Below are 18601 nucleotides of genomic sequence, written 5' to 3'. Positions count from 1 at the left end.
GAGCGCCTAAAGAAAGGGGCGAAACCCGCCCCCCTTTTTCCTTCGCCTTTAGCGAAATTCCAGCCGCTTACGCCGCCTTCTCAAAGCTGAACTTCCCATCCACCGCGTCGACCCGGATCGTGTCCTTGGCCGCGAAGCGTCCGGACAGGATTTCCTTAGCCAGCGCGTTTTCGAGCTCGCTCTGGATCGCACGCTTGAGCGGCCGCGCGCCGTAGACGGGGTCGAAGCCGGCCTTGGCGATTTCGGCGAGCGCGGCGTCGGTGACGTCGAGCTTCATCTCCATCGCGGCGAGGCGCGCTTCGAGCGCCTTGAGCTGGATGCGCGCGATGCTCGCGATGTTCGACTCCGAGAGCGCGTGGAAGACGACGACCTCATCGATGCGGTTGATGAACTCGGGGCGGAAGTAGGACTTCACTTCGCCGAGTACGGCGAGCTTGACGACCTGGTAGTCGTCGCCCGACATCTGCTGGATCATCTGGCTGCCGAGGTTGGACGTCATGACGATCACGGTGTTGCGGAAGTCGACGGTGCGGCCCTGGCCGTCGGTGAGCCGGCCGTCGTCGAGCACCTGCAGGAGCACGTTGAAGACGTCGGGGTGGGCCTTCTCGATTTCGTCCATGAGGATCACGCTGTACGGCTTGCGGCGCACGGCTTCGGTCAGGTAGCCGCCCTCTTCGTAGCCGACGTAGCCGGGCGGCGCGCCGATCAGGCGCGCGACCGAGTGCTTCTCCATGAATTCGCTCATGTCGATGCGCACCATGTGCTCGGCGGAATCGAACAGGTATTCGGCGAGCGTCTTGCACAACTCGGTCTTGCCGACGCCCGTGGGGCCCAGGAACAGAAAGGAGCCGAGCGGCCGGTTGGGGTCGGAAAGCCCCGCGCGTGAACGGCGGATCGCGTCGGAGACGACGGCCACGGCTTCGTCCTGGCCGACGACGCGGCCGTGCAGGTGGTCTTCCATGTGCATGAGCTTGTCGCGCTCGCCCTGCATCATCTTCGAGACCGGGATGCCGGTCGCGCGGGAGACGACCTCGGCGATCTCTTCGGCGCCGACCTCGGTGCGCAGGAGCTTGAACACAGGCTTCTCGCCGCTGGCTTCGGCGTGCTTGAGCTGCGCCTCGAGCTGCGGCAGCTTGCCGTACTGGATCTCGGCGACCTTGTCGAGCTTGCCCTGGCGCTGCAGGTCGGCCATCTCGCCGCGCAGCTTGTCGATCTCTTCCTTGAGATGCGCGGAGCCCTGGACCTGGGCCTTCTCCGACTTCCACACCTCTTCGAGGTCGGCGTATTCGCGGCCGAGCTTGTCGATCTCGTCTTCGAGCAGGCCGAGCCGCTTTTTCGAGGCCTCGTCGGTCTCCTTCTTGACCGCCTCGCGCTCGATCTTGAGCTGGATGATGCGGCGGTCGAGTTTGTCCATGACCTCGGGCTTGGAGTCGATTTCCATCTTGATCCGCGCGGCGGCCTCGTCGATCAGGTCGATCGCCTTGTCGGGCAGGAAACGGTCGGTGATGTAGCGATGCGAGAGTTCGGCCGCGGCGACGATCGCCGGGTCGGTGATGTCGACGCCGTGGTGCAGTTCGTAGCGCTCCTGCAGGCCGCGCAGGATCGCGATCGTCGATTCGACGCTGGGCTCGTCGACCATGACCTTCTGGAAGCGGCGCTCGAGCGCGGCGTCCTTCTCGATGTACTTGCGGTATTCGTCGAGCGTGGTCGCGCCGATCAGGTGCAGTTCGCCCCGCGCGAGCGCGGGCTTCAGCATGTTGCCGGCGTCGATCGCGCCTTCGGCCTTGCCGGCCCCGACGAGCGTGTGGATTTCGTCGAGGAAGACGATGTAGCGGCCGGGGTCCATCGCGAGCTCCTTGAGCACGGCCTTCAGGCGCTCCTCGAATTCGCCGCGGTATTTCGCGCCGGCGAGCAGCGCGGCGAGGTCGAGCACCAGCACCTTCTTGCCCTTGAGCGTTTCCGGCACCTCGTCGTTGACGATGCGCTGCGCGAGACCTTCGACGATCGCGGTCTTGCCGACGCCGGGTTCGCCGATCAGCACGGGGTTGTTCTTGGTGCGGCGCTGCAGGATCTGGATCGAGCGGCGAATCTCGTCGTCGCGCCCGATGACCGGGTCGAGCTTGCCGTCACGCGCGCGCTGCGTGAGGTCGAGGGTGTATTTGGCGAGCGCTTCGCGCTGGCCTTCGGCTTCCTGCGACTGCACGTTCTCGCCGCCGCGCACGGCCTGGATGGCCTGTTCCAGCGCGGTCTTCTGCGCGCCGTGCTGTTTCAGCAGGCGCCCGGTCTCGCCTTTGTCGTCGAGCGCGGCGAGCAGGAAAAGCTCCGATGCGATGTAGGCGTCGTTGCGCTTCATCGCCTCCTTGTCGGTCAGGTTGAGCAGGTTGTTGAGGTCGCGCGAGATGCTGACCTCGCCGCCCTGCCCCTGCACCTTGGGCAGGCGCGTCAATGCCTGGGTCAACGCGGCCTTGAGCGCCGGGACCTGGACGCCGGCGCGGCCGAGGATCGACCCCGCGCCGCCGCCCTCCTGGTTGAGCAGGGCGAGCAGCAGGTGCTGCGGCTCGATGTAGGCGTGGTCGCCGCCGACGGCCAGGCTTTGCGCGTCGGAAAGCGCCTGCTGGAACTGGGTGGTGAGCTTGTCAAAACGCATAGTGGCCTCGCAAGAGTCGGTTCAAGTTGGAATCGTGACCCGGCCGGTTTCCTGCAGGATGCAGGGCAAGGCGCGGGGCACGAAGTCCGGCCGCTCCGTAATGAGCGACCCGCAACGCAGCCACGCGCCGGCAGGCACCCGGCACCGCGCATTGAGGCTACGCGGTCGCCGTGATTCCTGCGCAAACTGGCTCTAGGGTATATTTCGATGCCACCCAAATAGGGGCGTCTGCGCCGATTTCAACCCGCTGTGTCCTAAATAGAGGCCCGCCATGTCCGAATTGCTCGCTTCAGCTGTCGAAACCGATGTTGCGCGTGCCCTGGCCGAGGACGTCGGCAGCGGCGACCTGACTGCGCGGCTCATCCCCGCGGCGCAGACCGGCACGGCGCGGCTCATCACGCGCGAGGCCGCCGTGATCGCGGGGCGGCCGTGGTTCGACGCCTGTTTCAAGGCGCTCGACCTTGCTTGCAGCATAGACTGGCAGGTCAAGGAGGGGGACGGGGTCGCGGCCGGCACCGCGCTGGTCGAGATTCGCGGCAACGCGCGCGCCCTGCTCACCGCCGAGCGACCTGCGCTCAATTTTCTGCAGACGCTCTCGGGCGTGGCGACCGTGACCCGCGCCTACGTCGACGCCGTGCGCGGCACCGGCGCGGCCATCGTCGACACGCGCAAGACCCTGCCCGGCCTGCGACTGGCGCAGAAGTACGCGGTGCGCACCGGCGGCGGGCAGAACCAGCGGATCGGGCTCTACGACGGCATCCTGATCAAGGAGAACCATATCCTCGCGGCGGGTGGCATCAAGGCCGTGCTCGACGCGGCGTTCCGGCTTGCCGAAGACCAGGTCAGCGTGCAGATCGAAGTGGAAACTTTGGACGAACTCCAGCAGGCGCTGGACGCGCAGGCGCCGTCGATCCTGCTCGACAACTTCGAACTCGCCGCGATGCGGCGAGCGGTGGAGCTGACCGCGGGGCGCGCACTGCTCGAAGCCTCGGGCAACATCACACTCGCGAACGTGCGCGCCGTGGCCGAAACCGGCGTCGACCGCATCTCGATCGGGAGCCTCACCAAGCACGTGCGCGCCATCGATCTGTCGATGCGCGCGCTCGCCCGTGCTTGAGGTCGTTCGCGCGCGTTACCGCGATCCGGTCCACGCCGCCGCGCTGATCGCGTTGCTCGACGGCTATTCGCGCGACCCGGCCGGCGGCGGCAAGCCGCTGTCCGACTTCGCGCGCACCCATCTCGTCGACGCGCTCGCCGCGCGACCCCATGTTTTCAGCGTGCTGGCCTTCGACGACGACTTGCCGGTCGGGCTCGTCACCGCGATCGAAGGCTTCTCGACCTTTGCCTGCAGGCCGCTCGTCAACGTGCACGACGTCGTCGTGCATCGCGAACACCGCGGGCGCGGCATCGCGACGGCGATGTTCGCCGCGGTCGAGGCCATCGCGCGCGAATGTGGGGCGTGCAAGCTGACGCTCGAGGTGCTGTCGGGCAACGCGCCGGCACGCGCGCTCTACGAAAAGCTCGGGTTCGACGACTACCGGCTCGACCCGGCGCTGGGCAAGGCGCGGTTCATGCAGAAATGGCTCGACGACTGAGCCGGCCCGCTACCGTTCGGCCAGAAACCGTTCGACCTGCGCGCGTCGAAGGCCTGAAGCGCGTAGCCGCCGCGCTGGCACTCGCCTCGGCGCTGTGCTGGCCGCACGCGGCCCGCACCGAGGCGCCGCCCGCGGCACCCGCGATGCTGCTCGCGAAGGTCTACGCCGCCGACGTCGACGTCACGCAGTATTGGGTCAGCGAGAAATTCGACGGCGTGCGCGCGCAGTGGGACGGCCACGTCCTGCGCTTTCGCGGCGGCGGCCTCGCTCCGGCGCCGGCATGGTTCACGGCGGATTTTCCGCGCGTGCCGCTCGATGGCGAGCTCTGGATCGCCCGCGATGCGTTCGACGCGTTGTCCGGAACGGTGCGCAAAGCCCCGCCGGTCGACGCCGAATGGCGACGCGTGCGTTACCTGGTATTCGAACTGCCGGGCGCGCCGGGTGACTTCAGCGCGCGCGTCGGGCAGATGCGTGAGGTCATCGAACAGGCGGCTGTCCCCTGGCTCGAGGCCGTCGCGCAGACGCGCGTCGCGAGCCGCGAAGACTTGATGCAAAGGCTAGACGCCGAGGTGCGCGCTGGCGGCGAAGGCCTGATGCTGCACCGCGCCGATGCGCCCTATCTCACCGGGCGCAGCGATGCGCTGCTGAAGCTCAAGCCCTGGCTCGACGCCGAGGCCATCGTCGTCGGCTACGTGCCGGGCAAGGGAAAGTACGCAGGCATGACCGGCGCGCTGCGGATGGAAACGCCGGACGGCAAGCGCTTTCGCCTCGGCAGCGGACTCAGTGACGCGCTGCGCCGCCAGCCGCCGCCCGTCGGCACGCGTATCACCTATCGCTATACGGCGCTGACGAAGAACGGCATGCCGCGGTTTCCGCGTTACCTGCGGGTGCGCGAGGATTTTTAGACAGGCGTCGAGGCGAGGGGCCCCGCCACGCAGCGAATGGAATCCCTCAGACGCCTCGCATGTCGCTGAAGCTGGGCGCGACGCGCAGGCGGCGCCGCGCTACACGGACTGGACTCCGACCGTGCGGGCCTCGCTGTTAGTCGAGCCAGACCAATGCCGCCATCCGTCCGGTCACGCCCTCGCGCCGGTAGGAATAGAACGTCTCGGCTTCGCCGAAGGTACAGCGTCCGCCGCCATGGACGGCCCGCACGCCTGCATGCCCGAGGCGGGTGCGCGCCAATTCGTAGATGTCGGCGCGCCATTTGCCCGCTGCGGATTGCGGTACGAAGGCGGCAGCGGCTTCTGGGTGGCGGTCGACGAAGGCCTGCCGCACCTCGTCGCCGACCTCGAAGGCCTCGGGGCCGATCGCGGCACCCATCCAGGCGACGATTTCGGCCGGCGGCACCTGCATGGCGGCGACCGTGGCTTCGAGCACGCCCTCGGCCAGCCCGCGCCAGCCCGCATGCGCCGCGGCGACGACGCTGCCGGCGCGGTCGCAGAACAGCACTGGCAGGCAGTCGGCCGTGAGCACGGCGCAGACCTGCCCCGGCGCGCGCGTCACCGCGGCGTCGGCTTCGCGTGCGCTGTCGCGGCCGAGTTCGACCACGCGTGCGCTGTGCACCTGCCTGAGCCAGCCGGGCTCGTCCGGCAGCCGCTCGCGCAGGCGCGCGCGATTGGCGGCGACGGCGGCGGGATCGTCGCCGACGTGGTCGCCGAGATTGAGGCTGTCCCACGGGGGCGCGCTCACGCCGCCTGCGCGCGTGGTCATGAGACTCCTGACGCGAGCCGGCGCAGGCCAGTCGGGGACGACGATGTTCACTTGACCCAGTCGGTGTTGTCGCGCAAGGCCTGCAGCAGCGAGCCGAAGTCGGGCGGCAGCGGGCATTCCCAGTGCACGAATTCGCCGGTCACGGGATGGATCAGACCAAGTTTCTCGGCATGCAGCGCCTGGCGCGGGAACGGAATCTTGAGATGGCTGCGGCGGCTTGCGCTGTAGACCGTGTCGCCGACCAGCGGGTGGCCGACGTGCTGCATGTGCACGCGGATCTGGTGGGTGCGGCCGGTCTCGAGCTTGCAGCGCAGGAGCGTGATGCCGGGAAAGCGCTCGACCACGTCGTAATGGGTGACGGCTTCCTTGCCGAGGCTGTGGACCGTGCGCTTGGTGCGGTTGTGCGGGTCGCGCGCGAGTGGCGCGTCGACGGTGCCCCCACGGTCGACCTCGCCGTACACCAGCGCCAGATATTCGCGCTTGACGGTGCGCGCCTGCAGCTGGCGCACGAGGTCGGTGTGGGCACGCAGCGTCTTGGCGACGACGAGCAGACCCGAGGTGTCCTTGTCGAGCCGGTGAACGATGCCCGCGCGCGGCAATTCGGCGACCTGCGGCACGCGGTGCAGCAGCGCGTTGAGCAGCGTGCCGTCGCGGTTGCCGCTGCCGGGATGGACGACGAGGCCCACCGGCTTGTTGATGACGAGCAGCATCGAGTCCTCGTAGACGACGTCGAGCGGAATCGCCTCAGGCGCGTCGGGCGTCGCGCCCGGGTCGGGCTCGACCTGGACGCGGACCGATTCGCCGCCGCTGACCTTCATCTTGGTCGTGCCCCAGGCGTCGTCGACGACGATCTTGCGCGCACGGATCCAGTTCTGGATGCGGTTGCGCGAAAACTCCGGCAGCAGGGCCGACAAGGCCTGATCCAGACGCAGCCCGCCCTGCGCGTCGGGGATGACGAGCTCGCGGACGTCGCCCCCGCTATTTCCCTTATAATCGTCCATCAAATTTTCTGTTTCTTTTCCCATGCTTGAGCAATGTTCTTCCCGTATTAACGCGTTCGTCCGGTCACGCGGCCTCCCCGGGGCCGGTCGCGCCGCATTGCTGGCAGCGGCGCTCGCGCTCGGCGGTTGCGGTCTGCTGCCCGAGGTCAAGGACGAGACCACGGGCTGGTCGGCGCAGAAGCTCTATGCCGAGGCCAAGGACAACCTCAACGAGGGCAACTACGAACGCGCGGTCAAGCTCTTCGAAACGCTCGAATCGCGCTACCCCTTCGGCCGTTACGCGCAGCAGGCGCAACTCGAAGTCGCCTACGCCTATTACAAGGACAACGAGCCGATCTCGGCGGTCGCCGCATGCGACCGTTTCATCAAGCTCCACCCCAACCACCCTAACGTCGATTACGCGTACTATCTGAAGGGGCTGGCGAATTTTAACGACGACCTCGGTCTGCTGGGCAACCTCGTCGACCAGGACATGAGCGAGCGCGACCCGCGCGCCGCACGGGACGCCTTCCTCGCGTTCAAGGAACTGGCCACGCGTTTCCCGCAGAGCATTTACGCGGCCGACGCGACCGCGCGGATGAAATACCTCGTCAACGCGCTCGCCAACAACGAGGTCCACGTTGCCAAGTACTATCTGAAGCGCAAGGCCTACGTCGCGGCCGCGAACCGTGCCAAGGAAGTGCTGAAAACTTATCCCGAAGCGCCCGCGCTCGAAGAGGCGCTGGCGATCATGGCCTTGTCCTACGACCGCCTCAAGCTGCCCGAATTGCGCGACGACGCGCGCCGGGTGCTGACGCTCAACTTCCCCAACAGCAAGTATCTCCAGGGCGTGAGCATCAAGGAAAAGGCCTGGTACCGCTTCTGGTGAAGCCAACCCGCGGCTGAAACCGCGGGTATTCCGAATTAGCGACGCTCACACCGCCGCTTCGCCCGATTCCCCGGTGCGGATGCGCACCACCTGCTCGACCGCGGTCACGAAGATCTTGCCGTCGCCGATCTTGCCGGTGCGCGCGGCGTTGACGACCGCCTCGGTGACGCGCTCGACCAGATTGTCGGCGACGACGACTTCGAGCTTCACCTTGGGCAGGAAATCCACCACGTATTCGGCGCCGCGGTACAGCTCGGTATGGCCCTTCTGCCGGCCGAAGCCCTTGACTTCGGTCACGGTCAGCCCGGTGACGCCGATTTCGGACAGCGCTTCGCGCACTTCGTCGAGTTTGAACGGCTTGATGATCGCTTCTATTTTTTTCACGGCAGTTCTCCTTCAGGACGGTATTTCGAGGTGATCGGATAGCGGCGATCCTTGCCGAAATTGCGCGGCGTGATGCGCGGGCCGGGCGGCGACTGGCGGCGCTTGTATTCGGCGAGGTCGACCATGCGGATGACCTTCTTCACGACCGCGGCGTCGTGGCCCTGCGCGACGATCTCGCGCGCCGGCAGATCGCGCTCGACGTAGGCGGCGAGGATCGCGTCGAGCACCTCGTAAGGCGGCAGGCTGTCCTGGTCGGTCTGGTCGGGGCGCAGTTCGGCCGACGGCGGACGGTCTATGATGCGCTGCGGGATCACCGGCGACACGCTGTTGCGGTAGTTCGCGAGCCGGTAGACGCGCGTCTTGGCGACGTCCTTCAACACGGCGAAGCCGCCGGCCATGTCGCCGTAGAGCGTCGCGTAACCGGTCCCCATTTCGCTCTTGTTGCCGGTCGTCAGCACCAGCGTGCCGAACTTGTTGGAGAGCGCCATCAGCAGCGTGCCGCGGGCGCGCGCCTGCAGGTTTTCCTCGGTCGTGTCGCTCGCGAGCCCCGCAAACTCGCCTGCCAGTTGACCCGTGAATGCCTCGACGATCGGTCCGATCGCGATTTCGGCGTAGCGGACGCCGAGCCGCTCGACGATCTCGCGCGAGTCCTCGACGCTGATCCCGGCCGTGTAGTCCGACGGCATCATGACCGCGTGCACGCGCTCGGCGCCGACCGCGTCGGCCGCGATCGCAAGCGTGAGCGCCGAATCGATGCCGCCGGAGAGCCCCAGGTGCACGCCGCGGAAGCCGTTCTTGCCGACGTAGTCGCGCACGGCGAGCACGAGCGCCTCGTACACCGCGGCCTCCTCGCCGGGCAATTCATGTCGCGGCCCGCTGCAGCCGTCGGCGTCGAGTTCGAGATAGAACAGGCCTTCGCGCCACGCGGGGCATTGCACGGCGACTTCGCCGTCGGCGTCGAACACGAACGAGGCGCCGTCGAACACGAGTTCGTCCTGACCGCCGACGAGGTTGGCGTAGACCATCGGCAGACGCGTTTCGATCTGCCGCGCCCGCGCGACCGCGATGCGGTCACGCTCCTTGCTCAGATGGTAGGGCGAGGCGTTCAGCACCAGGAGCCAGTCGGCGCCGGCTTCCATCGCCCCGGTGGCGGGACCGGGCTCCCAGATGTCGCCGCAGATGTTGATGCCGAAGCGTATCCCCGCGCACTCGAACACGCAGGCGTCGTCACCGCGGCAGAAAACCCGTTGCTCGTCGAAGACCGAATGGTTCGGCAGATGATGCTTGCGGTAGACCTGCTCGATGCGGCCGCCGCGCAGGAGTGCCGCGGCGTTGTAGACACCCGCCGCGGTGCGCTCGGGGTAACCGACGATGAGCGCGAGTTCGGCGGGCGCCTGCCGGGCCAGGCTCTCGACCGCCGCCGCGCACGCCGCAGTGAAATCGCGCCGGCAGACGAGGTCTTCGGCCGGGTAGCCGCAAATCGACATCTCCGGCGTCAGCAGCAGCGCCGCACCGGCCGCGTGCGCAGCCTGCGCGGCGTCGAGCAGCTTCGCGGCGTTGCCGGCGATGTCGCCGACCGTGAAATTGAACTGCGCGAGGGCGAGCTTCATCGCACCCTAGCGGGCGCCGAGCGCAAGCTGCACTGCTTCGCCGAGGCCTGCCGGACTCTGCGCGACGACGACGCCCGCGGCTTCGAGTGCGCGGATTTTTGCATCGGCCGTCCCCGCGCCGCCCGCGATGATCGCGCCGGCGTGGCCCATGCGCTTGCCCTTCGGCGCCGTGCGGCCGGCGATGTAGGCGGCGACGGGCTTCTTCATGCGCGTGTGGATGTACTCGGCGGCTTCCTCCTCGCTGCTGCCGCCGATCTCGCCGACCAGGATCACGGCTTCGGTCTGCGGATCGGCCTCGAACATCTCGAGGCAATCGATGAAATCGAGCCCCTTGATCGGGTCTCCGCCGATGCCAACGCAAGTCGATTGCCCGAGCCCCAGCTGTGTCGTCTGGTGGACCGCCTCGTAGGTCAGCGTCCCCGAGCGCGAGACGATGCCGATGCGACCCTTCTGGTGGATGACGCCGGGCATGATGCCGATCTTGCATTCGCCCGACGTGATGATGCCCGGGCAGTTCGGGCCGATGAGCTTCGCGCCGTTGGCCTTGAGCGCGGCCTTCACGTTGAGCGCCGTTTTGACCTGAAGCATGTCGAGCACCGGAATGCCCTCGGTGATGCAGACGATGACCTCGATGCCCGCGTCGGCCGCTTCGAGGATCGAGTCGGCGGCGAACGCGGCCGGGACGTAGATCATCGTCGCCTGCGCGCCGGTTTCGCGCACCGCGTCGCGCACCGTGTTGAACACGGGCAGGTTCAGGTGGGTCTGCCCGCCTTTGCCCGGCGTCACGCCGCCGACCATGCGGGTGCCGTAGGCGATCGCCTGCTCGGAATGGAAGCTGCCCTGCTTGCCCGTGAAGCCCTGGCAGATGACCTTGGTGTCCTTGTCGACCAGAATGCTCATGCCGCTTTCTCCACGGCGAATTTCGCGGCCTGGGTCAGGCTCTCGGCCGCGACGATCGCGAGGCCCGATTCGGCCAGCAGGGTGCGGCCGAGTTCGGCATTCGTGCCCTCGAGGCGCACGATGACCGGAACCTCGACGCCGACTTCCCTGACCGCCTGGATGATGCCCTCGGCGATCACGTCGCAGCGCACGATGCCGCCGAAGATGTTGATCAGCACGGCCTTCACGTTGGGGTCGAGCAGGATGATCTTGAAGCCCTGCGCGACGGTCTCGGGCGTCGCTCCGCCGCCGACGTCGAGAAAGTTGGCCGGCGCGCCGCCTTCGAGCTGGATCAGGTCCATCGTCGCCATCGCGAGACCGGCACCGTTGACCATGCAGCCGATGTTGCCGGCGAGCGCGACGTAGTTGACGTTGGCCGCGTTGGCGGCCGCTTCCTTGGCGTCGATCTGGCTGTCGTCGCGCAGGTCGGCGAGCGCCTTCCTGCGGTAGAGCGCGTTGTCGTCGACGCTCATCTTGCAGTCGAGCGGCAGAACGCGGTTGTCGGTGGTGACGACGAGCGGATTGATCTCGAGCAGGCTCAGATCATTGGCGACGAAGACACGGTAGAGCTGCGGCAGCAGGCGGCAGAAATCCTTGTAGGCGTCGCCGCCGAGCCCGAGCGCGAAAGCGAGCGCGCGGCACTGGAAATCCTGCACGCCGAGCAGCGGATCGCAGATCTCGGTCAGAACTTTCTCGGGTGTGGCATGGGCGACCTGCTCGATGTCCATGCCGCCCGCGGCCGACGCGACGACCGCGACGCGCTCGGAGGCACGGTCGACCAGCAGCGAAAGATACAGTTCGCGTGCGATCGGCAGCGTTTCCTCGACCAGCACGGTATGGACCGGCTGGCCGTCGGGCGCGTTCTGCACGGTGACGAGCGGCTTGCCGAGCAACGCGGCGGCGACGCTGCGCACCGCGTCGATGCTCGTCACGACCTTGACGCCGCCGGCCTTGCCGCGCCCGCCGGCGTGGATCTGGGCCTTCACGACCCAGGCCTCGCCGCCCAGTTCGCGGGCGGCGTCGGCCGCGGCGTCGGCGCTCGTCGCAGCGATGCCGCGCGGCGTGTTAAGGTTGCTCGACCGCAAGACTTGTTTGGCCTGGTATTCGTGCAGGTTCATCGCTGTTGATGGAAACTCCCCAAAACGCGCATTCTGAAGCAAAGGTCCCCGCGACGGAAGCCGTGATCCGCGTCGTGACGCGCATCGCGGCGCTGTCGGCCGAGGCGTGGAACACGCTCGCCGGCGACTCGCCTTTCGTGCAGCACGCCTTCCTCGACGCACTGGAAACCAGCGGCTGCGTCGACGCATCGCTCGGCTGGGAACCCGTTCACCTCGCGCTCTTTCGCGATGGCCGGCTCGACGCCGCAATGCCGCTCTACGTCAAGCATCACTCCTGGGGCGAGTTCGTCTTCGACTGGGCCTGGGCCGACGCCTATCGTCGCGAGGGCCTCGCCTACTATCCCAAGCTCGTCTGCTGCGTGCCCTTCTCCCCCGTCGCCGGCCCGCGCCTGCTGGCGCGCAGCGACGAGGATCGCGCCGCCCTGCTCACCGCGGCGCAGACGCTCACGCGCGACCTCGGCGCCTCGTCCTTCCATGTGCTGTTCCCGTCCGAGGCCGACCACGCGGCGCTCGCGGCGTCGCCGCTGCTGCATCGCACCGGCTTCCAGTTCCACTGGCATGCGTCCGCCGAGGGCGACGAGGCTCGCTACGCCAGCTTCGACGACTTCCTCGCCGCACTCACCCACGACAAGCGCAAGAAGATCCGCCAGGAAAGGAAGAAGCTCGCGAATCTCGGCATACGCTTCCGCTGGGTCGAAGGGCGGCAAAGCAGCGACGCCGACTGGGACTTCTTCTACCGCTGCTACGCCGACACCTATGCCCGTCATCGCAGCGAGCCGCACCTCAACCGAGCGTTCTTCGCGACGCTGCGCGAGAAGGCACCGGAGTCGCTGCTCCTCATCATCGCCGAGCGCGACAACGTGCCGGTCGCCTGCTCGTTCTGCATGAAGGACGGCCGGCGGCTGTACGGCCGCCATTGGGGCGCGCTGGAATACGTGCCCGGCCTGCATTTCGAGACCTGCTACCAACAGGGCATCGAATACGCGATCGCCCAGGGTCTGCAGGTATTCGAAGGTGGTGCCCAGGGCGAACACAAGCTCGCACGCGGCCTCACGCCGACGCCGACCCATTCCTGGCACTGGCTCGAGAACGCCGAATTCCGCAAGGCCGTCGACCGCTTCCTCGAGCGCGAGACCGACGCCATCGGGCACTACATCGACGAGTTGGACGGACCCTTCCGCCACCCGCCGCCACCGTCTACAGTGGGGAAGACCTAGTCCCTGTCGCCGTCAGATTCGCCGCAGCAGCCGCGGCTGCGTGTTCGCACGCGCCATTGTCGACCCCCCCCCCGGACCCAAGAATAGGAGCCAGCCTTGATCACCCCCCGTATCCTCGCCACCGCGCTGCTCGCCGGATTCGGCGCACACGCAGAAGCCACTATCGACATCCAGTTCGATTACAGCTACGACAGCAGCGGTTTTCTCAGCGACGGCGACCGCCGGTCCGCGCTCGACGCCGCGGCGAACCTGTTCGAGCGTCGCTTTTCCGACCAGTTCACGGCAATCAACTCGACGGGGTCGAACAGTTTCGACACCGTCTTCTTCAACCCAGGCAATCCCTCTGGCGCCAACGTCGTGCACCACGACGCGTCGCTGGGGGAAAACGTGATCCGCGTCTACGCCGGCGGTTACCACTACAACGACGACACGCTGGGCGAAGGCGGCCCGGGCGGCTACAGCTGCTCCGGCATCGGCAGCTTCTGCAGCGACGCGACGCGGCGCGGCCAGGGGCCGGTCAACGGCGCAAGCGCAGTCGACGTCGCCCCGTGGGGTGGCTCGATCGTCTTCGATACCGACACCAACTGGCATTTCGGCACGACCACGAGCGGGCTCGGCGCGTCGGAATACGACTTCTACAGCGTCGCCGTCCACGAACTCGCCCACGTACTCGGTTTCGCGACCTCGGATGCGTTCGACAACCGCATCGTCGGCAGCGATTTCGTCGGTCCGGCGGCAGGGACGGTCGTGCTCAACGAAAACCTCGACCATTGGGCGGAAGGCACGCTGACGACCTATCGCGGCGCGATCGAAGAAGCGGCAATGACCGGCACGCTCGCGAGCGGCACGCGCAAGCATTTCACCGAACTCGATTTCGCCGCCATGGAGGACATCGGCTGGCAGGTGACGCCGGTTCCCGAGGCGGGCACCTGGGCGATGATGCTGAGCGGCCTGGCCCTGGTCGGTGGCGTCGCGCGACGGCGCGCGCCTCGTCGCTGACCGGCCGAAGGTTGGCGGGCGCCCCGCCGTTTGCTGATTAAGCCAGCACCACGGTGAGATAGGTGATGTACAGCGCGCCGTTCACGAACAGGTGCCAGACCCGCAGGCCTCCGGTGACTGCCGCCCAGCGCAGCCAGAACGCGGCGACGAGCGTGACCAGCACACCGAGCAGCACTTCCTTCTGCGGCGCCCAGGGCGTCAGCGAGATGCCGATCGCAGGCAGCAGCGTGCCCTGGAACACCATCGCGCCGGTGATGTTGCCGAAGGCCAATGTGTCCTTGTGCTTGCGTATCCACAGGATCGAATTGACCTTTTCGGGCAGTTCGGTGGCGATCGGGATGATCATCAGCGAGAGCAGCAAGGCGGAGATGCCAATGATCGGCGCGGCGGCCTCGACGCCGTGGATGAAACCCTTGGCGCCGGCAACGAGCAAGCCCAGGCCGAGCGCGAGCTGCACGATGATGAAGAGCAGGTTCTGCGGCATGCCCAGCCGGGTCAGCAGCATGGGCGAGCCGGCCTCGGTCGCGTGGCCCTCGTCGACGAGCTTGCTCGACGCACGCAAGGTGAGCATGACGTAGAAAAAGTAGATCATCACCATGACGAAGGCGAGCGCGCCGCGCGCCCAGCTTTGCGTGTGTGGCACGAACATCGCGACGAAGGCCAGCACGAAGGCCATCAGGAAGAAATCGAGATCGCGCTTGAGGCCGGTCTTTTCGGGTGTGAGGTGGCCGCGCAGGCCGCGCCGTCCGAGCACAGCGACGCTCATGAGGAACAGCGACAGCGTCGAGAGCATCAGCGGGGCGCCGAGAATCGCGCCGACGCCGATCTCCTCGTTGGTCGTCGCGTTGCCCGTGCCGGCGAAAATCGCGAGCAGCGGCACGAGCGTTTCAGGCATCGCCGTGCCGACCGCGGCGAACAGCGAACCGGTCACCCCTTCGGAGATGCGCAGTTTTTCCCCTAGGTGCTCGAGCGCGTTGACAAAGATTTCCGCCGCAACGAGGATGAGCAGCAGATAGCCGAGGAGTTCGAGAAAAAGCATGGGCGGGCGTCCGGAGCGAAAGCGCGATTCTACCAGCGGCGCCTCCGCCGTCCGCGCTTTCGAACGCCTCACTGAGGGCGATTTCCATCACCGGATCGCACGTACGGCCGGGATCGCCGTCGTGCTTTTCACCGCCCCCCACTGCGGCGCCTGCCGGCGCTGGCGGCAACTGCTACCAAGTGTTCTTGACGAAACGGTCGACGCGCTCTATGAAGTCGACGTCAGCGAAGCGACGGGCGTCGCACGCTACTTCGAAATCTTCCACCTGCCCACGATCTACCTCTACCGCGACGGGCGCTTCCACGCCGAGTTGCAGTGTCCGCCGCAGGCCGCGCTGATCCGCGCGGCCACCCGCGCGCTTCTCGACGCGCCGGCGCAGGATGAACCCGGCTGATGCCGCTTGCCGGCGGCAACAAATCAGCCGCCGCGGCAAGCCCGACCCTGAGGGCGATCAGGCCTGCGGGGAGACCTTGCAGGCGCCCGCGCTCACCCCGCGAACGCGCGCCCGCCGAACACGACCGCGATCGTGATCACGCCCAGGCTCAGGTTGATCCCGATCAGCCGGCGTATCTGCGCGAGCGCCGCGCCGCCGGCTTTCCAGTCCTCGTCGCGCACCGCCCGCCGGAGCTTTTTGTACGGCGAGAAAAACACGTGGGCGAAAATCAGCATCATCAGCACGCCGAGCACGAGCATCGTGAAAATATAGTGCGCGGCCTGCGCGCCACCGAGCGTCATCAGCATGTGCAGCCCGGTGAGCAGGATCAACGCGACCGACGCCCATACCCAGGGAAAAAACCGGCCGAACACGCCGGCCCACAGCGCCAGCCGCTGTGGCGGCTCGAGCACGGCCGCGGCCACTGGCCGCAACGCCATGTAGGCGAAAAACATGCCGCCGACCCAGATGACGACGCTCAGAACGTGCAGAAACAGCGAGGGGATCACGAGCTTCCTTTCAGAACAGCGAGGTTTGATCGAGCAGGAGCCGGACCGGCGCGAAACTCCTGCGATGGTGGGGGCACGCGCCGTTGGCCTTCAGCGCAGCGAGGTGGGCAGCCGTTGCGTAGCCCATGTGCTGCGCGAAGCCGTACAGCGGATACGCCTCGTGAAGGCCGCGCATCAATTCGTCACGCACGGTTTTCGCGAGGATCGACGCCGCAGCGATCGCCGCGACCTTGTCGTCCCCCTGAACGACGGCCTGCGAACGCCAGGTCCACTCGGGACAGCGGTCGCCGTCGACCCAGACGTCGTCCGGCGCGTGCGACATTCCGGCGACCGCGCGCTGCATCGCGAGCATCGTCGCATGCAGGATGTTCAGCCGGTCGATCTCGGCGACGCTCGCCTCGGCCACGCACCAGGCCAGCGCGCGCGCGCGGATCTCGTCGGCGAGCCGCTCGCGCGCGGCCGGCGTGAGTTTCTTGGAATCGCGCAGCCCCTTGATCGGCCGCTTGGGGTCGAGCATGACCGCTGCGGCGACGACGGGACCCGCGAGCGGCCCCCGTCCCGCCTCGTCGACGCCACACAGCCCGACCGGACCGACGTGCAGCGAGACGGTTCGACGCCCTGTCATCGCGCGGCCTCGAGGTAGGGGGCGATCGCGGCGGCGATGCGCGCACTCGCGCCCTGCCGCAGATCGCGATGCAGCGCGTCGAAGGTGACAGCGAGCGCCGCGCGCCGGGCGGCGTCGCCGAGCCAGGCCAGGACGTCGGCCGCGAGCGCATCGGGCGTTGCCGCTTCCTGCACCCGTTCCGGCACGACAAAGTCGCGCGCGAGAATATTCGGCAGCCCGATCCACGGCAGCAGGGCCTTTTTCCGCATCAGACGGGCGGTCAGCGCCGGAACGCGGTAGGTGATCACCATCGGTTTCTTGAACAGGGCCGCTTCGAGCGTCGCGGTGCCCGAGGCGACGACGGCGACGTCGCACGCCGCCAGCGCCTGGTGCGAGCGCCCGGCGAGCACCGTGAGCGGCAGATCGAGGCCCTGCGCCGCCCGCGCGATCCGTTCGCGCGCCGCTTCGCTCGCTGCGGGCAGCACGAAACGCACGTCCATTTCCTTGGCGCGGACCTGCATCGCCGCCTCGAGCATGAGGCGTGCGTGACGGTCGACTTCCGAAAGCCGGCTGCCCGGCAGCAGCGCGACGATGGGGCCGTCACCGAGGCCGAGCGTCGCGCGCGCCGCGCCGGTCGGCGCTTGGAGCGGGATCACGTCGGCGAGCGGATGCCCGACGTAGCTGACCGGAATGCCGGCGTCGCGATAGATCGCTTCCTCGAACGGGAACACCACGAGCATGTGCGACACCGCCTGCTTGATGCGCTCGATGCGCTCGGGGCGCCAGGCCCAGATCGACGGGCTGACGAAGTGGATCGTCGGGACGCCGGCGCGCTTGAGCGCTGCTTCAAGCGTGAAATTGAAGTCCGGCGCGTCGATGCCGACGAAGACGCGCGGCCGCTCGCGGAGGAAATGGCGGGTGATGCGCGCGCGTATCCACAGCAACTCGGGCAGATGACGCAGCACCTCGACATAGCCGTTGACCGCGAGCTTCTCGCTCGGATAAATCGCCTTCACGCCCGCCTCCACCATGCGCGGGCCGGCGATTCCGGCCGCGGTGAGGCCCGGACGGTTTTTTTTCAGCGCGTCGAAGAAATGCGCCCCGAGCAGGTCACCGGACGCTTCGCCGGCAACCACGCCGAGATCAATCACCGGATGATGCCGCGCTCGGCGCGCGCAAGAAAATCGAGCAGCTGCTGCACTTCGGCGTGCTTCGCCGCCTCGGGGGCGAGCTTGGCCTGCGCTTCCGCGAGCGTGTTGCCCTCGCGGTAGAGGATCTTGTAGGCGCGCTTCAGCGCAGACAGGGCCTCGGCCGAAAATCCGCGGCGCTTGAGGCCTTCGTTGTTGAGCCCGTGCGGCGCGGCGGGCTGGCCGGACGCCATGACGAAAGGCGGGATGTCCTTGAAGACGACGCTCGATATGCCGGTCATCACATGGGCGCCGACCTTGCAGAACTGATGCACGCCGGTGAAGCCGCCGAGGATCGCCCAGTCGCCGACTTCGGCGTGTCCCGCGAGCGAGGCGTTGTTGGCGAAGATGGTACGGTCGCCGACGACGCAATCGTGCGCGATGTGAACGTAGGCCATGATCCAGTTGTGGTGGCCAATTCTCGTGACGCCGCGGTCCTGCACGGTGCCGATATTGAAGGTGCAGAACTCGCGGATGACGTTGTAGTCGCCGATCTCCAGGCGCGTCGGCTCCCCGGCGTATTTCTTGTCCTGCGGCGCCTCGCCGAGCGAGACGAAATGGAAGATCTTGTTGCGTTCGCCGATCGTGGTGTGGCCGGTGAGGACCGCGTGCGCGCCGACCGTGGTGCCCGCGCCGATTTCGACGTGCTCGCCGATCACGCTGTAAGGCCCGATCTCGACGTCGTCGGCCAGCCGCGCGCCCGGCGCGACTAGCGCTGTGGGGTGAATCGTCGCCATC

General features: G+C 67.5%; 19 protein-coding genes. 7 read left to right on the top strand and 12 right to left on the bottom strand.

Annotated elements, in window-relative coordinates:
* Positions 1-67: 67 nt before the first annotated feature.
* The gene (clpB, locus tag TBD_RS04135) at positions 68-2647 is read right to left on the bottom strand and encodes an ATP-dependent chaperone ClpB (protein ID WP_011311327.1); all 2580 of its coding nucleotides are present in this window, start codon (positions 2645-2647) and stop codon (positions 68-70) included.
* A gap of 271 nt (positions 2648-2918) precedes the next feature.
* Here clpB and nadC point away from each other — a divergent pair, with 271 nt between their 5' ends.
* The 3 genes from nadC to TBD_RS04120 are packed head-to-tail and all read left to right on the top strand — an operon-like array spanning position 2919 to position 5147.
* Complete coding sequence (gene nadC, locus TBD_RS04130) at positions 2919-3764, top strand: carboxylating nicotinate-nucleotide diphosphorylase (protein ID WP_011311326.1); 846 nt, start codon at positions 2919-2921, stop codon at positions 3762-3764.
* A complete protein-coding gene (locus TBD_RS04125) occupies positions 3757-4242 on the top strand; it encodes a GNAT family N-acetyltransferase (RefSeq protein WP_011311325.1) in 486 nt (161 codons plus the stop codon). The genes nadC and TBD_RS04125 overlap by 8 nt, the downstream gene beginning before the upstream one ends.
* Positions 4227-5147 (top strand): DNA ligase, encoded by a 921-nt coding sequence (locus tag TBD_RS04120; RefSeq protein ID WP_011311324.1) that lies wholly within the window; start codon positions 4227-4229, stop codon positions 5145-5147. The genes TBD_RS04125 and TBD_RS04120 overlap by 16 nt, the downstream gene beginning before the upstream one ends.
* Before the next feature lie 136 nt (positions 5148-5283).
* Here TBD_RS04120 and pgeF read toward each other — a convergent pair whose 3' ends face one another.
* Complete coding sequence (gene pgeF / locus TBD_RS04115; RefSeq protein WP_011311323.1) at positions 5284-5955, bottom strand: peptidoglycan editing factor PgeF; 672 nt, start codon at positions 5953-5955, stop codon at positions 5284-5286.
* 47 nt (positions 5956-6002) lie between these two features.
* Positions 6003-6956, bottom strand: coding sequence for a 23S rRNA pseudouridine(1911/1915/1917) synthase RluD (gene rluD / locus TBD_RS04110; protein ID WP_238376493.1), 954 nt, complete (start codon positions 6954-6956; stop codon positions 6003-6005).
* 22 nt (positions 6957-6978) lie between these two features.
* Here rluD and TBD_RS04105 point away from each other — a divergent pair, with 22 nt between their 5' ends.
* Positions 6979-7824, top strand: coding sequence for an outer membrane protein assembly factor BamD (locus TBD_RS04105; protein WP_011311321.1), 846 nt, complete (start codon positions 6979-6981; stop codon positions 7822-7824).
* A gap of 45 nt (positions 7825-7869) precedes the next feature.
* Here the strand turns inward: TBD_RS04105 and TBD_RS04100 are convergent, their stop codons facing one another.
* The 4 genes from TBD_RS04100 to sucC are packed head-to-tail and all read right to left on the bottom strand — an operon-like array spanning position 7870 to position 11875.
* Positions 7870-8208, bottom strand: coding sequence for a P-II family nitrogen regulator (locus TBD_RS04100; protein ID WP_011311320.1), 339 nt, complete (start codon positions 8206-8208; stop codon positions 7870-7872).
* The gene (locus TBD_RS04095; protein ID WP_011311319.1) at positions 8205-9818 is read right to left on the bottom strand and encodes an NAD+ synthase; all 1614 of its coding nucleotides are present in this window, start codon (positions 9816-9818) and stop codon (positions 8205-8207) included. The genes TBD_RS04100 and TBD_RS04095 overlap by 4 nt, the downstream gene beginning before the upstream one ends.
* A gap of 6 nt (positions 9819-9824) precedes the next feature.
* A complete protein-coding gene (gene sucD, locus TBD_RS04090) occupies positions 9825-10718 on the bottom strand; it encodes a succinate--CoA ligase subunit alpha (RefSeq protein WP_011311318.1) in 894 nt (297 codons plus the stop codon).
* Positions 10715-11875, bottom strand: coding sequence for an ADP-forming succinate--CoA ligase subunit beta (gene sucC, locus TBD_RS04085; protein ID WP_011311317.1), 1161 nt, complete (start codon positions 11873-11875; stop codon positions 10715-10717). Before sucC ends, sucD begins: the two co-directional genes overlap by 4 nt.
* Positions 11876-11883: 8 nt before the next feature.
* On the opposite strand from sucC, the gene TBD_RS04080 reads away from it, so the two are divergent.
* Together TBD_RS04080 and TBD_RS04075 are read left to right on the top strand one after the other, a co-directional pair.
* Positions 11884-13092, top strand: coding sequence for a GNAT family N-acetyltransferase (locus tag TBD_RS04080; protein WP_011311316.1), 1209 nt, complete (start codon positions 11884-11886; stop codon positions 13090-13092).
* A gap of 96 nt (positions 13093-13188) precedes the next feature.
* Positions 13189-14091 carry a matrixin family metalloprotease gene (locus TBD_RS04075; RefSeq protein ID WP_011311315.1) on the top strand — a complete coding sequence of 301 codons (903 nt, stop codon included), beginning with the start codon at positions 13189-13191 and terminating at the stop codon, positions 14089-14091.
* Positions 14092-14128: 37 nt separating this feature from the next.
* Here the strand turns inward: TBD_RS04075 and TBD_RS04070 are convergent, their stop codons facing one another.
* Entirely contained in the window at positions 14129-15130 is a 1002-nt protein-coding gene (locus tag TBD_RS04070) for a sodium:calcium antiporter (RefSeq protein WP_011311314.1), read from the bottom strand.
* Between TBD_RS04070 and TBD_RS04065 the strand changes: the two genes are divergently transcribed.
* Entirely contained in the window at positions 15129-15524 is a 396-nt protein-coding gene (locus TBD_RS04065) for a thioredoxin family protein (protein WP_011311313.1), read from the top strand. The genes TBD_RS04070 and TBD_RS04065 overlap by 2 nt on opposite strands.
* 92 nt (positions 15525-15616) lie before the next feature.
* Here TBD_RS04065 and TBD_RS04060 read toward each other — a convergent pair whose 3' ends face one another.
* From TBD_RS04060 to lpxA, 4 genes are read right to left on the bottom strand one after another with little or no spacing between them, the layout of a single operon-like run.
* Complete coding sequence (locus tag TBD_RS04060; RefSeq protein ID WP_011311312.1) at positions 15617-16072, bottom strand: DUF4149 domain-containing protein; 456 nt, start codon at positions 16070-16072, stop codon at positions 15617-15619.
* Positions 16073-16082: 10 nt separating this feature from the next.
* The gene (rnhB, locus tag TBD_RS04055) at positions 16083-16697 is read right to left on the bottom strand and encodes a ribonuclease HII (RefSeq protein ID WP_011311311.1); all 615 of its coding nucleotides are present in this window, start codon (positions 16695-16697) and stop codon (positions 16083-16085) included.
* Positions 16694-17827, bottom strand: coding sequence for a lipid-A-disaccharide synthase (gene lpxB, locus TBD_RS04050; RefSeq protein ID WP_425314938.1), 1134 nt, complete (start codon positions 17825-17827; stop codon positions 16694-16696). The genes rnhB and lpxB overlap by 4 nt, the downstream gene beginning before the upstream one ends.
* Positions 17824-18600, bottom strand: coding sequence for an acyl-ACP--UDP-N-acetylglucosamine O-acyltransferase (gene lpxA, locus TBD_RS04045; RefSeq protein WP_011311309.1), 777 nt, complete (start codon positions 18598-18600; stop codon positions 17824-17826). The genes lpxB and lpxA overlap by 4 nt, the downstream gene beginning before the upstream one ends.
* Between the last annotated feature and the right edge of the window lies 1 nt (position 18601).

Origin of the sequence: Thiobacillus denitrificans ATCC 25259 (assembly GCF_000012745.1) — a bacterium.
GTDB classification, from domain to species: Bacteria; Pseudomonadota; Gammaproteobacteria; order Burkholderiales; family Thiobacillaceae; genus Thiobacillus; species Thiobacillus denitrificans_B.
This window is presented reverse-complemented; position numbering and strand designations above follow the sequence as displayed.

What these genes read in the sequence shown, in the direction of transcription:
- clpB (WP_011311327.1), bottom strand. Translation starts at nt 2,647, where the DNA reads ATGCGTTTTGACAAGCTCACCACCCAGTTCCAGCAGGCGCTTTCCGAC.
- nadC (WP_011311326.1), top strand. Translation starts at nt 2,919, where the DNA reads ATGTCCGAATTGCTCGCTTCAGCTGTCGAAACCGATGTTGCGCGTGCC.
- TBD_RS04120 (WP_011311324.1), top strand. Translation starts at nt 4,227, where the DNA reads ATGGCTCGACGACTGAGCCGGCCCGCTACCGTTCGGCCAGAAACCGTT.
- pgeF (WP_011311323.1), bottom strand. Translation starts at nt 5,955, where the DNA reads ATGACCACGCGCGCAGGCGGCGTGAGCGCGCCCCCGTGGGACAGCCTC.
- rluD (WP_238376493.1), bottom strand. Translation starts at nt 6,956, where the DNA reads ATGGACGATTATAAGGGAAATAGCGGGGGCGACGTCCGCGAGCTCGTC.
- TBD_RS04105 (WP_011311321.1), top strand. Translation starts at nt 6,979, where the DNA reads ATGCTTGAGCAATGTTCTTCCCGTATTAACGCGTTCGTCCGGTCACGC.
- TBD_RS04095 (WP_011311319.1), bottom strand. Translation starts at nt 9,818, where the DNA reads ATGAAGCTCGCCCTCGCGCAGTTCAATTTCACGGTCGGCGACATCGCC.
- sucD (WP_011311318.1), bottom strand. Translation starts at nt 10,718, where the DNA reads ATGAGCATTCTGGTCGACAAGGACACCAAGGTCATCTGCCAGGGCTTC.
- sucC (WP_011311317.1), bottom strand. Translation starts at nt 11,875, where the DNA reads ATGAACCTGCACGAATACCAGGCCAAACAAGTCTTGCGGTCGAGCAAC.
- TBD_RS04080 (WP_011311316.1), top strand. Translation starts at nt 11,884, where the DNA reads ATGGAAACTCCCCAAAACGCGCATTCTGAAGCAAAGGTCCCCGCGACG.
- TBD_RS04065 (WP_011311313.1), top strand. Translation starts at nt 15,129, where the DNA reads ATGGGCGGGCGTCCGGAGCGAAAGCGCGATTCTACCAGCGGCGCCTCC.
- TBD_RS04070 (WP_011311314.1), bottom strand. Translation starts at nt 15,130, where the DNA reads ATGCTTTTTCTCGAACTCCTCGGCTATCTGCTGCTCATCCTCGTTGCG.
- rnhB (WP_011311311.1), bottom strand. Translation starts at nt 16,697, where the DNA reads ATGACAGGGCGTCGAACCGTCTCGCTGCACGTCGGTCCGGTCGGGCTG.
- lpxA (WP_011311309.1), bottom strand. Translation starts at nt 18,600, where the DNA reads ATGGCGACGATTCACCCCACAGCGCTAGTCGCGCCGGGCGCGCGGCTG.